The 14459-nt window shown below is 67.1% G+C and carries 15 protein-coding genes and 1 tRNA gene; 10 read left to right on the top strand and 6 right to left on the bottom strand.

The genetic code is table 11. The annotated features are described in order from the left end of the window. Positions 1 to 1293, bottom strand: a complete 1293-nt coding sequence (gene hemA / locus ACMG4O_RS15100) for a glutamyl-tRNA reductase (RefSeq protein ID WP_142948954.1) — start codon at positions 1291 to 1293, stop codon at positions 1 to 3. A 135-nt stretch (positions 1294 to 1428) separates the two neighbouring features. Here hemA and ACMG4O_RS15105 point away from each other — a divergent pair, with 135 nt between their 5' ends. From ACMG4O_RS15105 to pth, 7 genes are all read left to right on the top strand, one after another. Beyond that, positions 1429 to 3153 carry a tetratricopeptide repeat protein gene (locus ACMG4O_RS15105; RefSeq protein WP_370201862.1) on the top strand — a complete coding sequence of 575 codons (1725 nt, stop codon included), beginning with the start codon at positions 1429 to 1431 and terminating at the stop codon, positions 3151 to 3153. Further along, on the top strand, positions 3150 to 3731 hold the full coding sequence (gene lolB / locus ACMG4O_RS15110; protein WP_300526075.1) for a lipoprotein insertase outer membrane protein LolB: 582 nt from the start codon (positions 3150 to 3152) through the stop codon (positions 3729 to 3731). Before ACMG4O_RS15105 ends, lolB begins: the two co-directional genes overlap by 4 nt. Before the next feature lie 2 nt (positions 3732 to 3733). Continuing rightward, positions 3734 to 4627, top strand: a complete 894-nt coding sequence (gene ispE, locus ACMG4O_RS15115; protein ID WP_370201861.1) for a 4-(cytidine 5'-diphospho)-2-C-methyl-D-erythritol kinase — start codon at positions 3734 to 3736, stop codon at positions 4625 to 4627. A gap of 24 nt (positions 4628 to 4651) precedes the next feature. Then, a tRNA-Gln gene (locus ACMG4O_RS15120) sits at positions 4652 to 4727 on the top strand. Between the two features lie 55 nt (positions 4728 to 4782). After that, positions 4783 to 5742 (top strand): ribose-phosphate pyrophosphokinase, encoded by a 960-nt coding sequence (locus tag ACMG4O_RS15125; protein ID WP_067610391.1) that lies wholly within the window; start codon positions 4783 to 4785, stop codon positions 5740 to 5742. Between the two features lie 121 nt (positions 5743 to 5863). Next, positions 5864 to 6541 (top strand): 50S ribosomal protein L25/general stress protein Ctc, encoded by a 678-nt coding sequence (locus tag ACMG4O_RS15130; RefSeq protein WP_370201860.1) that lies wholly within the window; start codon positions 5864 to 5866, stop codon positions 6539 to 6541. Between the two features lie 8 nt (positions 6542 to 6549). Next, positions 6550 to 7137 (top strand): aminoacyl-tRNA hydrolase, encoded by a 588-nt coding sequence (gene pth, locus ACMG4O_RS15135; protein WP_142948958.1) that lies wholly within the window; start codon positions 6550 to 6552, stop codon positions 7135 to 7137. 7 nt (positions 7138 to 7144) lie between these two features. On the opposite strand, the gene ACMG4O_RS15140 is transcribed toward pth, so the two are convergent. Beyond that, positions 7145 to 7885, bottom strand: a complete 741-nt coding sequence (locus tag ACMG4O_RS15140) for a glutathione S-transferase family protein (protein WP_300526083.1) — start codon at positions 7883 to 7885, stop codon at positions 7145 to 7147. A 165-nt stretch (positions 7886 to 8050) separates the two neighbouring features. Between ACMG4O_RS15140 and ychF the strand changes: the two genes are divergently transcribed. Both ychF and ACMG4O_RS15150 read left to right on the top strand, forming a co-directional pair. Then, complete coding sequence (gene ychF, locus ACMG4O_RS15145) at positions 8051 to 9142, top strand: redox-regulated ATPase YchF (RefSeq protein ID WP_300526085.1); 1092 nt, start codon at positions 8051 to 8053, stop codon at positions 9140 to 9142. A 25-nt stretch (positions 9143 to 9167) separates the two neighbouring features. After that, entirely contained in the window at positions 9168 to 10022 is an 855-nt protein-coding gene (locus ACMG4O_RS15150; RefSeq protein WP_414434097.1) for a DMT family transporter, read from the top strand. Here ACMG4O_RS15150 and ACMG4O_RS15155 read toward each other — a convergent pair. From ACMG4O_RS15155 to ACMG4O_RS15170, 4 genes are read right to left on the bottom strand one after another with little or no spacing between them, the layout of a single operon-like run. After that, positions 10019 to 10732, bottom strand: coding sequence for an extensin family protein (locus ACMG4O_RS15155; RefSeq protein WP_300526089.1), 714 nt, complete (start codon positions 10730 to 10732; stop codon positions 10019 to 10021). The two genes, ACMG4O_RS15150 and ACMG4O_RS15155, sit on opposite strands and share 4 nt — an antisense overlap. Before the next feature lie 53 nt (positions 10733 to 10785). Beyond that, positions 10786 to 11694, bottom strand: a complete 909-nt coding sequence (locus ACMG4O_RS15160; protein WP_414434098.1) for a bile acid:sodium symporter family protein — start codon at positions 11692 to 11694, stop codon at positions 10786 to 10788. Positions 11695 to 11704: 10 nt separating this feature from the next. Next, positions 11705 to 12475 (bottom strand): serine O-acetyltransferase, encoded by a 771-nt coding sequence (gene cysE / locus ACMG4O_RS15165; RefSeq protein ID WP_142948969.1) that lies wholly within the window; start codon positions 12473 to 12475, stop codon positions 11705 to 11707. A 2-nt stretch (positions 12476 to 12477) separates the two neighbouring features. After that, entirely contained in the window at positions 12478 to 13287 is an 810-nt protein-coding gene (locus tag ACMG4O_RS15170) for an RNA methyltransferase (RefSeq protein WP_142948970.1), read from the bottom strand. A gap of 153 nt (positions 13288 to 13440) precedes the next feature. Here ACMG4O_RS15170 and suhB point away from each other — a divergent pair, with 153 nt between their 5' ends. Beyond that, positions 13441 to 14262 (top strand): inositol-1-monophosphatase, encoded by an 822-nt coding sequence (suhB, locus tag ACMG4O_RS15175; protein ID WP_142948971.1) that lies wholly within the window; start codon positions 13441 to 13443, stop codon positions 14260 to 14262. Positions 14263 to 14459: the final 197 nt, after the last annotated feature.

The raw sequence follows: 14459 nt of genomic DNA on the forward strand, positions 1-14459 counted from the left end.
CTATTCTTGATCGGATTCCTGATCGGATGGCTGATCGTCCAGGTTATCCTGGTCGAGCAGTATTTCCCGCGCCATGGCGAGCGCCTCGGCGCGGCCTTCGGCGGCCAGCCGGCGCAGGCCCACGCTCGGCTGGTGCAGCCATTTGTTGACCAGGCTGTGTTTGAAGCGGCGCAGCACCTGTTCCGGGTCGCCGCCCTTTTCCAACTGCGCCAGGGCCCGCTGCAGCTCCTGGTCGGCCAGCTCGGTGCCCTGGCGCCGGTAGTCACGCAGCACCCCCACGGCCCGCTGTTCGCGGCGGCTGCGGTGGTGGCGGCGAATCGCCTCGTCGATCAGGGCGCCGGCCTGCTCGGCGGCTTCCTGGCGGGCGCGCACGTTTTCCTGGATCGCCTCCTGGAGGTGATCCACGGTGTACAGATAGACGTCGTCCAGTTCGCCGACTTCCGGCTCGATGTCGCGGGGCACGGCGATATCCACCATGAACATCGGCCGGTGGCGGCGGCGCTTGAGCGCCCGCTCCACGGTGCCCTTGCCCAGCACCGGCAGCGGCGAGGCGGTGCAGGAGATCAGAATGTCCGCGTGCTCCAGCGCCACCGGCAGCTCTTCGAGGCCGATGCCGCGTCCGCCCACCTGGGCGGCCAGGTCGTCGGCGCGGCCCTGGGTGCGGTTGGCGATCACGATTTCGTGCACCTGCTGTTCTTCCAGGTGCCGGGCCACCAGCTCGATCATTTCGCCGGCGCCGATCAACAGGGCGCGGCTCTGCTTCAGGTCGGCGAAGATATGCCGAGCGAACGACACCGCCGCGTAGGCCACCGACACCGGGTTGGCGCCGATGCCGGTTTCCGTGCGGATGCGCTTGGCCACCGAGAACACGTCCTGGAACACCCGGCCCAGCTCGCCGTTGATCAGCCCCGCCTCGTGGGCGCGGGCGTAGGCCTCGCGCAGCTGGCCGAGAATCTGCGGTTCGCCGAGCACCATGGAATCCAGGCCGCCGGCCACCCGCATCAGGTGCTCCAGGGCTTTTTCGTCCCGGTGGGTATAAAGGACCCGCCGCAGGGTCTCCACCGGCATGCGCCGGGCCTGCGCCAGCCACTCCCCGAAATCCGGCGTTTCGCCGTCGATCAGGCAGTACACTTCGGTACGGTTGCAGGTGGACAGCAGCGCCGCTTCGCGGATACCGGGAAGCTCGCGCAGGGCAACCAGGGCGTCATCCGCTTGAGCGGCGGAAAATGCCAGCTGCTCGCGCAGCTCCACATCCGCGGTGGTGTGATTAACGCCGACTGCGATGAGATTCATAAGAAATGATGACGACCCGATGGGGTTAGGCCCTGATACGCGCAAGGGTGTCGCATTTTGCGCGAAAGCGCCCCGCAAAACAACGTCGCCCCCGCCCTTGGGGCCGGCGCGCGGCTGTGCGATAGTAGCGGCTCAATGTCCTTTGATAGCCAGCCGATGAAATCACGCCCATCGCTCCTCGCCGCCGCCCTGTTCGCCCTGGCCGGCTGCTCGCAGATGCCATCCACACCGCAAGACCCCGCCCCGGCCGCGCCGCCCCGGGACCTCCCGCCGATCGAATACGACGGCGAAACCCTGGGCGATCTGCTGGTGGCGGAAAGCGCCGCCCAACGGCAAAGCCTGCGGGTCACCATGGCCTATTACGCGCGGGCGGCGGAAACCACCCACGACCCGGAAATCATCGCTCAGGCCACCAAGCTCGCCACCTATCTGGAAGAGCATGAGCAGGCCCGGCACCTGGCCGGCCTGTGGCTGGAGCGCCAGCCCGATAATGCCGACGCCCTGCGCCTGGCGGCGCTGGCCGACATCCAGTTGGAACGCCCGGAACAGGCCACCGAATCCATCGACCGGCTGCTCGCGGTGCACGGCAGCGAAGCGCTGATCCCGCTGGTGGCGGAGGCGCGCGGCCTGGACGAAGGCGCCAACCAACGGCTGCTCAACGCCCTGTCCGGGCTCGCCGAGCGCTACCCGGAGCAGGCGCCGCTGTGGTACGCCCGGGCCCTGGACCGGCGTCAGCAGAGCGACCTGGACGGCGCCCTGGAGGCGGTGGACACCGCCCTGGACCAGGACCCGGACCACGGCGAAGCCGCGCTGCTGCGCACCCAGATCCTGTTTGAGCAGGGCCGCCGTGACAAGGCGCTGAGCGAGCTCAGCGATATCGTCGACGACGCCCCCGAAGCGCGCCGCCCTCGGGTGGCCTATGTGCGCCTGCTGCTGGCCGCCGGCCGTTACGGCCAGGCCAACGAGCAACTGACCACTCTGGCCGAGCAAAATCCCCGCGACCTGGATCTGCAGTATTCCCTGGCTCTGCTGGCGCTGGAATCCGGCGCCATGGATTCCGCCGAGGCCATTCTGCAGCGGCTGCTGCGCCAAGGTTACCGCCCCAATGAAATGCGCCTGCATCTGGGCCAGGCGGCGGAGCAGCGCGGCAATACCAAAAGCGCGATCGATTACTACCTGAAGGTGAAAGGCGGTGAAAGCCTGCAGGCGCAGGTGCAGGCCGCCCGGCTGATGTACGCCGAGGGCCGCGGCGAGCAGGCCCACGCACTGATCACCAGCCTGACCCATCAATACCCGGAGCAGGCCACCCTGCTGTGGATCAGCGAGGCCGATATGCGCGCCGCCAACGGCGACCCGCAATCCGCCCTGGCCCTGCTCGACCGGGCACTGGAAACCGCCCCGGACAATCCCGAACTGCTCTACGCCCGGGCGATGACCGCCGGCAACCTGGACGATTATCAGGCCATGGAAGCGGACCTGCGCCGGGTGCTGGAACAGCAACCCGACGACCCCGCCGCGCTGAACGCCCTGGGTTACACCTGGGCGGATCAGGGCGTGCATCTGGAGCAGGCCCACGAGATGATTCGCCGCGCCCTGGAACAGCAGCCCAACGACCCGGCGATTCTCGATTCCATGGGCTGGGTGCTCTACCGGCTGGGCCGGCCTGAGGACGCTCTGCCGTTCCTGCGCCGCGCCTACGCCCAGTTCCCGGACCCGGAAGTGAGCGCCCACCTTGGCGAGGTGCTGTGGGTGCTGGGTGAAGAAGACGATGCGCGCCGGGTGTGGGCCACGGCGCTGGAGCAAAGCCCGGACGCCGAGCGGATACTGGAAACCCTGCAACGCCTGGAGGTAACACTTTGAGCAACGCGAGCCGTTTTTGGTGGCTGCCTTTGGCGCTGTTTCTGAGCGCCTGCCAACAAGCCCCGCTGGCCCCCACCGACTTCACCCGCGCCGAGCAGATCCAGCGCTGGGAAATGAGCGGCAAGCTCGGTTACCGCACCGCCGACGACGGCGGCTCCGCCAGCTTCGACTGGCAGCAGGCCCCGCGCTACGGCGAAATCCGCTTCTCCGGCCCGCTCGGCTTCGGCAGCGCGGCACTGACCTGGCAGCCGGGCATGGCCCGCCTGGAAACGTCCCAGGGTGAATGGCAGGCCCGCACGCCCGGCGAACTGGCCTGGCACCTGACCGGTTTCTGGCTGCCGGTATCGGCGCTGGAATACTGGAGCCGCGGCCTGGTGTGGCCGGGCGCACCGGCGCAGTCACAGGAAAACGACGAGGGCCGGCTGATCCAGCTGAGCCAGCTGGGCTGGGATCTGGAATTCGACCGCTACGAGACCGTGGGCCGGGTGGCGCTGCCCCACCGCATCAAGGCGCGCCAGGGCGCCGACAGCTTTACCCTGCTGATCCGCGAGTGGCAGCCGCTGCCCAGCCAGCCCTGATCATGGCTCCGTTTTCCCTGCCGGCGCCGGCCAAACTGAACCTGTTTTTGCACATCAACGGCCGGCGCCAGGATGGCTACCACCTGCTGCAGACCCTGTTCGTGCTGCTCGACCACGGCGACACCCTGGATTTCGCCCCCGCCGACACCCTCAGCTTGCGTTGCGACAACCCGGCGCTGCCGGTGAACGACGACAATCTGGTGCTGCGCGCCGCCCGGCTGCTGCAACAGGAGACCGGCCACACCGCCGGCGCGCGCCTGCACCTGCGCAAGAGGCTGCCCGCCGGCGGCGGCGTGGGCGGCGGCTCCTCCGACGCCGCCACCGCGCTGTGGGGGCTGAATCTGCTCTGGGGGCTGGACCTGGACGTGGACACCCTGGCGCGGCTGGGGCTGAGCCTGGGCGCGGACGTGCCGGTGTTCGTGCGCGGCCGCAACGCCTGGGCGGAGGGCGTGGGCGAGCGCTTGCAAGCCGTTGAATTGCCGCCACTCTGGTTTCTGGTGGTCGATCCCGGGGTCTCCGTTTCAACCGCTCGAATTTTCGGCGACGGGGAATTGACAAGGCACACCCCCGCCATTACATTACCGGCCTCGCTTGGGGCGGCCACTTTCGAGGCCTTCCTGAAGGAAGGGCACAACGACTGCGAAGCCGTGGCCCGGCGCCTTTTTCCCGCCGTGGATAAAGCGCTCGACTGGCTCCAAAGCGAAGCGGGCAACGCCCGCATGACCGGTACCGGCGCTTGTTGTTTCGCACACTTCGCCGACCAGCAAGACGCGCATAACGCACTGCGGCACTTGCCGGAATACTGGACAGGTTTTGTGGCTCGAAGCACTGAAATCTCACCTCTCCATGAGGCACTGGCGACGCTTCGAGCCAGACAGAATTCAGGGCCGGCGTGACACGCCACCTGAGCAAGTTAGTGTTGGGGTATAGCCAAGTTGGTAAGGCAGCGGGTTTTGATCCCGTCATTCCCAGGTTCGAGTCCTGGTACCCCAGCCATTTCTTTCCGTAAGGACAAACCCTAAATTCATTACTTGAAAGCCAGGGGACGCCAGTGTCCAAACTCGTTATTTTCGCCGGCAACGCCAATCCCGAACTGGCCAGCTCCATGGCCGAGCAGATCAACATTCCCCTCGGCGATGCCGACGTCGGCGTTTTCAGCGACGGCGAAGTGGCCGTGGACATTCAGGAAAACGTGCGCGGCAAGGACGTGTTCATCGTCCAGTCCACCTGCCAGCCCACCAATAACAACCTGATGGAACTGCTGGTGATGGCCGACGCCCTGCGGCGCTCTTCCGCCGGCCGCATCACCGCCGTGATCCCCTACTTCGGTTACGCCCGCCAGGACCGCCGGGTGCGTTCCGCGCGGGTGCCGATCACCGCCAAGGTGGTCGCCGACATGATCACCGCCGTGGGCATCGACCGGGTGGTGACCGTGGACCTGCACGCCGACCAGATCCAGGGCTTCTTCGACATCCCGGTGGACAACGTCTACGGCACGCCCCTGTTCGTGGCCGACATCGAGCGTCAGAAGCACGACGACCTGATGGTGGTGAGCCCGGACGTGGGCGGCGTGGTCCGTGCCCGCGCCCTGGCCAAGCAGCTCAACGACGCCGATCTGGCGATCATCGACAAGCGCCGCCCCAAGGCCAACGAATCCCAGGTGATGCACATCATCGGTGAGGTGGAAGGCCGCACCTGCGTGCTGGTGGACGACATCGTCGACACCGCCGGCACTCTGTGCAAAGCCGCCCAGGCCCTCAAGGACCACGGCGCCGCCAAGGTGATCGCCTACTGCACCCACCCGGTGCTGTCCGGCCCGGCCATCGACAACATCAGCAACAGCGCCATGGACCAGTTGGTGGTCACCGACACCATCCCGCTGTCCGAGCAGGGCCGTCAGTGCGACAAGATCCGCGTGCTGCGCCTGGCGCCGATGCTGGCGGAAACCATCCGCCGGGTGAACAACGAGGAATCGTTGTCCGCCATGTTCGACCGCCTGGAACTGGTGTAGCCCGGGGATTTCCGGCATAATCCGCCCCCTCCCCGTTCCGGGGACGCCCGTTTCGGGCTTATCGCAACCTTTTCGGTGCGCCTGGTCGCGGGGTGCCGGAGAGCTTAATGGAGACAGGACCATGTCCAACGAATTCGAATTGACCGCTGAAAGCCGCAGCGACACGGGGAAAGGTGCGAGCCGCCGCCTGCGTCGTCTGCACGGTCGCGTACCGGCCATTATCTATGGCGGCCACGCCGACCCCGTGATGATTTCACTGGAGACCCGTGAGCTGAAGAAAGCCCTGGAAACCGAGGCCTTCTACAGCCACATCCTGACGCTGAAGCTGGACGGCAAGAAGCAGCAGGCGGTTCTGCGCGATCTGCAGCGCGATCCGGCCCGCGGTTTCCCGATTCACGCTGACTTCATGCGCGTGGAAGCCGGCCATGAAATCACCATGACCGTGCCGCTGCACTACACCAACGAAGAAGCCTGCATCGGTGTGAAGAAGCAGGGTGGCGAAATCCACCGCAACATTTCCGAAGTGGAAATCAGCTGTCTGCCCAAGGATCTGCCGGAATACATCGAGGTGGACCTGATCGCCGTGGAGCTGGACCAGGTGCTGCACCTGTCCGACATCAAGCTGCCCGCCGGTGTGACCCTGACCCAGCTGGCCTACGGTGAAGACCACGACCAGCCCATCGTTGCCGTACACACTCCGAAAGTGCGTGCCAGCGACGACGATGAGGACGAGGACGGTCAGGAAGACGCCGCCGAGAAAGACGGCGGCAAAGGCGAAGAGAAGCCCTCCGAAGACTGAGCGCGATGATGGCGGAACCGGTACGACTGATCGTGGGCCTGGGCAATCCGGGCCCCGAATACGACGCCACCCGCCACAACGCCGGAGTCTGGTATGTGGATGCCCTGGCCCGTGCCCAGGGCATCTTTCTTAACGAAGACAAGAAATACTTCGGTGCCACCGGCACCTTCACCTTCGAAGGCGAAACCATCCGCCTGCTGGTGCCCACCACCTATATGAACCGCAGCGGCCAATCCACCTCGGCCCTGGCGAACTTCTTCAAGATTCCCGTCACGCAGATGCTCGTGGCCCACGATGAACTGGACCTGCCCCCGGGCGTGGCCCGCTTCAAGCAGGGCGGCGGACACGGCGGCCACAATGGTCTGCGCGATATCGTTGCCCGCCACGGCAACAGCAAGGACTTCTACCGTCTGCGTATTGGTATCGGCCACCCGGGCAGCGCCCAGCTGGTCACCCCCCACGTATTGAACAAACCCTCCGCCGCCGACCGTGAGCTGATCGAACGGGCCATCGACGAAGCGGTGCGGTTTACCCCGGACATGCTGCGCGGCGAATTCAGCCACGCCATGAACGGCCTCAACGGCTTCCGCGCCTGAGCCAGGTTTACCGGTCCTCGGCGTAGCGTGCCAGCACCCATTGGCCCGCCGGGCGCTCGCGCAAATCGTCGAGCTGCTTCTGCAGCGCCGCCGGCAGCGTGCCTTCCTCGAAAATGTCCCAGGGCGTACCGGCCGGGCTGACCAGCGGCGCCAGCAGCCCGGCGGCGGTGATGTCCGCCAGGGTGAGCCGCTCGCCCACCAGGTAGCGGCCGTTGCCGCGCCGCAAGGTCTCCTCCACCAGTTCCAGCCCCTCTTCCAGCCGTTGCCCGGAGTGGGCCACCGCCTTGGGTTCGATGCGGTACAGGCGGCGAACGCCTTCCCGGGTGACCGGCGCCAGGACCTTCTGCACCGGTGACGGCAACCGGTAGGGATCGAGCATGGCGTCCATCACTTCCGGACGGTCGATAATCTGGCCGTAGAGCCAGCGGCGCACGTGCACCGCCACCCGGTCGAGTTGCTGTTCCAGCTCGATGACCCGGGCGCGGGACTCCGCGTCGGTGGGAATCAGCGAGCGTTCCGGGTAATGCTTTTCCAGGTAGTAGGCGATTTTGGTGGAATCCCCCACCACCCGCTGGCCGTCACGCAGTACCGGCAGAGTGTTAATGCGCGCCATCCACTGGGTGCGCAGCCGGTGCGGCCCCGGCAGCAGGTTGCGGGTGCGGTATACCAGGCCTTTATAGTCGAGCTGCCAGCGGGACTTTTCGCAGTAATGGGATATCGGAAATTGATAGAGGATGCGTTCGGTCATGGTGTCCTTCCCTCCTTTATGGCGCCAGTCTAGCGGTGCCCCCGGCCGCGCTGAGCGGCGGCAGCGCCCCCCGGAGCCGGCTCCCTGGCAACCCGTCGTTTCTCGCCTGTCGCATTTTGGCCCGCGCTTGAGTAGCATTGCGCCCTCGAAAACGGAGGTGCAGTTATGGGTATTCAGTGCGGTATCGTGGGCCTGCCCAATGTGGGCAAATCCACCCTTTTCAACGCCTTGACCAAGGCCGGCATCGACGCCGAGAACTTCCCGTTCTGCACCATCGAGCCGAACACCGGCGTGGTCCCGGTGCCGGACCCGCGGCTGGACAAGCTGGCCGCCATCGTCAGCCCGGAGAAGGTGATTCCGGCGACCATGGAGTTCGTCGACATCGCCGGTCTGGTGGCGGGCGCCTCCAAGGGCGAGGGCCTGGGCAACCAGTTCCTGGCCAACATCCGCGACACCGACGCCATCGCCCATGTGGTGCGCTGCTTCGACGACGAGAACGTGATCCATGTGGCCGGCAAGGTATCGCCGCTGGATGACATTTCCGTGATCAACACCGAGCTGGCGCTGGCCGACCTGGACTCCGTGGACCGCGCCCTGCAGCGCGCCCAGAAAGCCGCCAAGGGCCAGAACAAGGACGCCCAGGCGCTGATCCCGGTGCTGGAAAAGCTGCTGCCGCTGCTCAACGAGGGCGAACCGGCGCGCGCCGCCAACCTCAGCGATGACGAGCGCAAGGCAATCCGCAGCCTCAACCTGCTCACCCTCAAGCCCACCATGTACATCGCCAACGTGGAAGAGGACGGCTTCGACAACAATCCGTTGCTGGACCTGGTGCGCGAGCAGGCGGCGAAGGAAAACGCCTCGGTGGTGCCGATCTGCGCCAAGATCGAATCCGAGATCGCCGAACTGGACGACGAGGAGAAAGCCGACTTCCTGGCCGACCTGGGCATGGAAGAACCCGGCCTCAACCGGGTGATCCGCGCCGGCTACGAGCTGCTCGGCCTGCAGACCTACTTCACCGCCGGCAAGAAGGAAGTGCGCGCCTGGACCATCAAGATCGGCGCCACCGCGCCGCAGGCGGCCGGCGTGATCCACACCGACTTCGAGAAGGGCTTCATCCGCGCGCAAACCATCGCCTACGACGATTACGTCGCCGGCAACGGCGAACAGGGCGCCAAGGAAGCCGGCAAGATGCGCGCCGAAGGCAAGGACTATGTGGTCAAGGACGGCGACGTGCTGAACTTCCTGTTCAACGTCTGACACACCCCATTCCGGAGGGCGGGGCATGGCTTCCGACACACAAAAAGGCACTGCCCTCGCCCTGCTCGCCAGCGCCCAATGGGGCGCCACTGGCATCTGGGTGGCGCTGCTGCGCGACCTGCCCACCGGCACCACCCTGGTGTTCCGGTTTCTCACCGCCGCGCTGCTGCTCACCGTCCTGCTCACCCTGACCCGGGGTTTTCAGCGTCCCAATCAGCGGACGCTGTACGGCGGTGTGCTGCTCGCCGCCTACTATGTGCTGGCCACGGTGGGGTTCTATCTCAGTGACGTGGTGAGCGTGTCGTTGCTGGTCTCCACATCGCCGTTCTTCGTGATGCTGCTGAGGGTGCTGCGCCGCCAGCCGGTGGCCGGCCGCGAGGTGCTGGGCGGTCTGCTGGCGTTCGCCGGGCTGGCGGTGGTGTTGCTGGGCGGGCCGGTCACGGCCCCTGAGGCCGACCAGGGCCGCCTGATCGGCGACGCCTGCGGGCTGGCGGCGGCCCTGGCCATGGCGCTCTACTCGCAGGCCGGCACCCGGCTGCAGGGCCAGGGCTGGAGCGTGGTGCTGATCGGCTGCGTGCTCGGCCTGCTGGTGAGCGTGCCGTTCGCCAGCCCGGCGGCGGCGGTGCCCGATGCCGGCCAGTGGGGCCTGTTCCTGGGCCTGGCGGCGGTGTCGACGCTGGCGCCGGGCTATCTCTACCCGCTGGCGTGCCAGCACATCACCCCCACCGCCGCCACCGTGGTGCGCCTGTCCACGCCGTTCTTCACCGCGCTGTTCGCGTTCCTGGTGCTCGGCGCCGCGCTCGGCGGGCACCATCTGCTGGGCGCGCCGCTGCTGATTGTCGGGGTGTACCTGACGCTGCCCCGCGAACGGCACGGCTAGCGGCAGATCCGGAAGCCCCGCAGGCCCAGGTGGAAGTGGTCCGCGTGGGCCTGGTTGTAGTCCGGCCCCAGCACGGTACCGAAGTACTCACAGGCCCGGTTTTGCAGGCTGCGCAGGAACGCGGCCTTGTCGCCCTCCCCGTCCCAGTCGTCCTGCACTGAAATGCGGGTGCCGTCGGCCAGGGTCAGCGCGGCCAGGTCCAGCGCCGAGGCGGTGGCGTGATCGCTGCGCCGGTCCTCTTCCCGGTTGTAAATATTGCGGCAGGAAAAGGTGCCGTAGTGCCACACCGTCCGGACCGGCTGATCGAACTGTTCGCGGGCGGCGGGCTGCAGGCCGTGGCGCTCGAACATCACCCAGGCCAGCGCCAGCGGGCAGCGGGCCACGAAGCTGTTGTTGAAGGTGACCCCGGTGCGGCGCACCCGCACCACGTTGGTCAGCGGGCAGCTCTCCACCGGGGTGTAGTCCTCCAGCGGCAGGTGGTCGAGGGCGTCCTCCGGCGCGGTGTTTAACGCGTCCAGGCAGGCCTGCGGCCGGCCCTCCAGTCGCGACAGCTTCCAGCCGGTCACCGGCGTCACCGGATCGGTGACGTGCAGCGGCATGAAGGGGTTCCAGTGACGCGGCTCCGACCACCACTGCTGGTGCAGGCCGAGCACGAACAGCGGCGCGGCGATCAGCAGCAACAGCACGAGGATTTGGGAGAGACGTTTCATTAAGGGTCAGTCTGCCAGCCCGACGGCGCTCCGGCAGGCCGCATTACCGTCTTTTACGGTTGCCGGCGCCGCCAGTACCAGGCCAGCACCGACCCGGACAGATTGTGCCAGACGCTGAACAGCGCCCCGGGCAGCGCGGCACCGGCGGAGAAATGCTTCACCGCCAGCGCCACGCCCAGGCCGGAATTCTGCATCCCCACTTCGATGGCCAGCGTGCGGGCGCGACGCGGGTCCAGACGCATCAACCGCGCGCCGCCGTACCCCAGCGCCAGCCCCAGCCCATTGTGCAGCACCACCGCCAGCATCACCGCCGCGCCACCCACCGCGATGCGGTCCCGGTTGAGCGCCACGATCACGCCGATCACCAGCACGATGGCGGCCACCGACAGCAGCGGGAATACCGCCCGCACCGGCTCCAGCGGGCGATGAAACAGGGAGTTCAGCAAGGTGCCGGCGATCACCGGCAGCAGCACGATCTGCACCAGGGAGCCGAGCATGGACATCACCGGCACTTCGATGCTCTGGCCCTGGTAGACCCACACCAGCAGCGGCGTGGCCACCACCGCCACCAGGGTGGACACCGAGGTCATGGTGATGGACAGCGCCACGTCCGCCCGCGCCAGATAGCAGATCACATTGGACGCGGTGCCGCCCGGGCAGGCGCCGACGATCACCAAGCCCAGCAGCAGCTCCGGCGGCAGCGCCAGCAACAGACCCACCGCCAGCGCCACCAGCGGCATGACCAGGAACTGCAGCAGCACGCCCAGGCCAATCACCGCCGGGCGCCGCGCCACATCCGCGAAATCCGCCCAGGTGAGCGTCATGCCCATGCCGAACATGATCAGCATCAGCAGCGGCACGATCGCCCAGGACAGCTGCGCCAGCCCACCCGGAAACAGAAACGCGAATACCGAAAACAGCACCGCCCACAGCGGGAACAAGCGCGTCAGAGTCTGAATCATCCAGGTGTCTTCAGTCGGTGCCGCCGCGCGCCTTCACCGGCTCGAAGTCCTCGGCGTTGAGCTCTGGCAGTTTCTCGTCGCAACCCTGGATGCCCTGGCGCTTGAGGTTGTCGCACACCCGGTCGAGCTTGCCGTCCACCGCGTGCATGTGGTCCAGCAGCGCGCCGATGGCCTCGGCCACCGGGTCGGGCATGTCGTTGCTGACGCCATAGGCCTGGAAGCCGATTTTCTCAGCCATTTCCTGGCGGTTCTTCTCCTGCTCGCTGACCGGCCGGCCGATCACGCGGCCGGGGATGCCGACCACGGTGGCGCCTTCCGGCACCTCCTTGGTGACCACGGAGTTGGAGCCGATCTTGGCGTTCTTGTGCACGGTGAACGGGCCCAGCACCTTGGCGCCGGCGCCGACCACCACACCGTCTTCCAGGGTCGGGTGGCGCTTGCCCTTGTCCCAGCTGGTGCCGCCCAGGGTAACGCCGTGGTAGAGGGTGACATCGTCGCCGATTTCCGCGGTTTCACCGATCACCACGCCCATGCCGTGGTCGATGAAAAAGCGCCGGCCGATCTTGGCGCCGGGGTGAATCTCGATGCCGGTGAGCCAGCGGCTGAAGGTGGACAGGACCCGGGCCAGCTGTTTGAGGTTGTGGTGCCACAGCCAGTGCGCCAGACGGTGGAACAGCACCGCGTGCAGGCCCGGATAGTTGAGCAGCACTTCTAGGGTGTTGCGCGCCGCCGGGTCGCGGCTGAAAACCGATGCGATGTCCTCTTTCACTTGCTTGAACATAATTACCTCTGCCTGGTCCCCGGCTCGTCGTCGCGGGGCGTGTCCGCCGCCTGGCGAGCGGCGTGCTTCTGTATCGCCACCAGCGTACCGCGCAGGATGCTGATTTCCATTTTGTCCGGACGAGCGCGCAGGAACAATCGCCGCATGCGCGTCATCACCTGACCGGGCTGCTCCGGGTTCAGGAAGCCGCTCTCGGTCATCACCTGTTCCAGGTGATCCAGAAAGCCGGCCACCGCCTGGTTACTGGCCGGCGGCTCATCCCAGAACATTTCCGGCAGCGGCATGGCCTCGCGGCGGGCGCGGGCCTCGGGCAGGTCGGCGTCCTCGCCGACCAGCGCCAGCCGCAGTTCATAGGCGATCAGCTGCACCGCCGACGCCACGTTGAGCACGCCGTAGTCCGGGTTGGCGGGCACCGTCACGTGCAGGTTGCAGCGGCGCAGTTCGTCGTTGGTCAGGCCGCGGTCCTCGCGCCCGAACAGCACCGCGATGCGGGTGCTTTCCGGCTCGCGCTGCAGCTGGGCGCTCAGTTGGCGCGGCGTCAGGCAGGGCCAGGGAATGCGCCGCTGGCGCGCGCTGGTGCCGATCACCAGGGTGGCGCCTTCGAGGGCTTCGTCCAGGTCGGCGCAGACCCGCGCGGCGCTGAGCACATCGCCGGCGCCGGAGGCGCGGGCGGTGGCCTCGGCGCTGGGATAGACCGCCGGGCTGACCAGACGCAGGTCCGCCAGCCCCATGGTCTTCATGGCTCGGGCGGCGGCGCCGATATTGCCGGGGTGCGTGGTTTCCACCATCACCACGCGCACGTTCTCTAACATGAGGTATCCGAATCCGGGAATGGAGAGCGCGTTAGTCTAGCAGATTCTGATCTGCCCTCCTCCCTCCGGCTCTGTTACAATCCGCCTCCCGAAACGCCCGCCGGCCCCGCCGCAGCGGGTGATCGCGCTCTTTGAACCCGACAGGATGATTGCATGCACGCGCCGCAAGTGAACATTGCCCTGCGAGCCGCCCGCCAGGCCGGCAACCTGATCCGCCGCGCGGCGGAGAACAACGACCCCCTGTCCGTGGACCGGAAGGCGGCCAACGACTTCGTCACCCAGGTGGACCGGGCCGCGGAAGCACGCATCATCGACGCCATCCGCAAAGCCTACCCCGAGCACGGCATTCTCGCCGAGGAAAGCGGCGAGCAGCCGGGCACCGGCGCCGGCGCCGATTACCTGTGGGTGATCGATCCGCTGGACGGCACCACCAACTTTATCCACGGCCTGCCGCAGTACGCGGTATCCATCGCCTTGAAAGTCAAAGGCAAGGTGGAGCACGCGGTGGTCTACGATCCGCTGCGCGAGGAAGAATTCACCGCCAGCCGGGGCCGTGGCGCGGCCCTCAACGGCCGCCGCCTGCGCGTCACCAACCGGGCCGGCCTGGATGGCGCCCTGATCGGCACCGGTTTCCCGTTCCGCAACGACCAGATGGCCTACATGGACGCCTACATGGGCATGTTCCGGGCGGTGGCGGAATCCACCGCCGGCCTGCGCCGGCCCGGCGCCGCGGCGCTGGACCTGGCCTGGGTGGCCGCCGGCCGCCTGGACGGCTTCTTCGAGCTGGGCCTGCAGGAGTGGGACATGGCGGCGGGCACGCTGCTGATCACCGAGGCCGGCGGCCTGGTGGGCGACGTGGCCGGCGGCCACAGCCACCTGCAGCGCGGCAACATCGTGGCCGGCACCCCGAAAGTGTTCAAAGGCCTGCTGCAGAAGATCAAACCCCACCTGACCGACAGTCTTAAGCGCGGCTGAGCCGGGCCTGTGGGAGCGGGCTGTGGGAGCTTGCTTGCAAGCGAAAGGCCGGCAAAGCCGGCCGGCAGGATCCCAGAGGCGTCTCTAACGGTGGTGCCAACAAGGCCTCTGGTATCCTGCCGGGTGGCCAAGGCCACCCTTTCGCGGGCAAGGCCCGCTCCCACCAGGCCACTCCGTAGCACGGCCTGCTTGCAGCT

This window comes from Alloalcanivorax venustensis (genome assembly GCF_047495515.1).
In the GTDB taxonomy this organism is placed as follows: Bacteria; Pseudomonadota; Gammaproteobacteria; order Pseudomonadales; family Alcanivoracaceae; genus Alloalcanivorax; species Alloalcanivorax venustensis.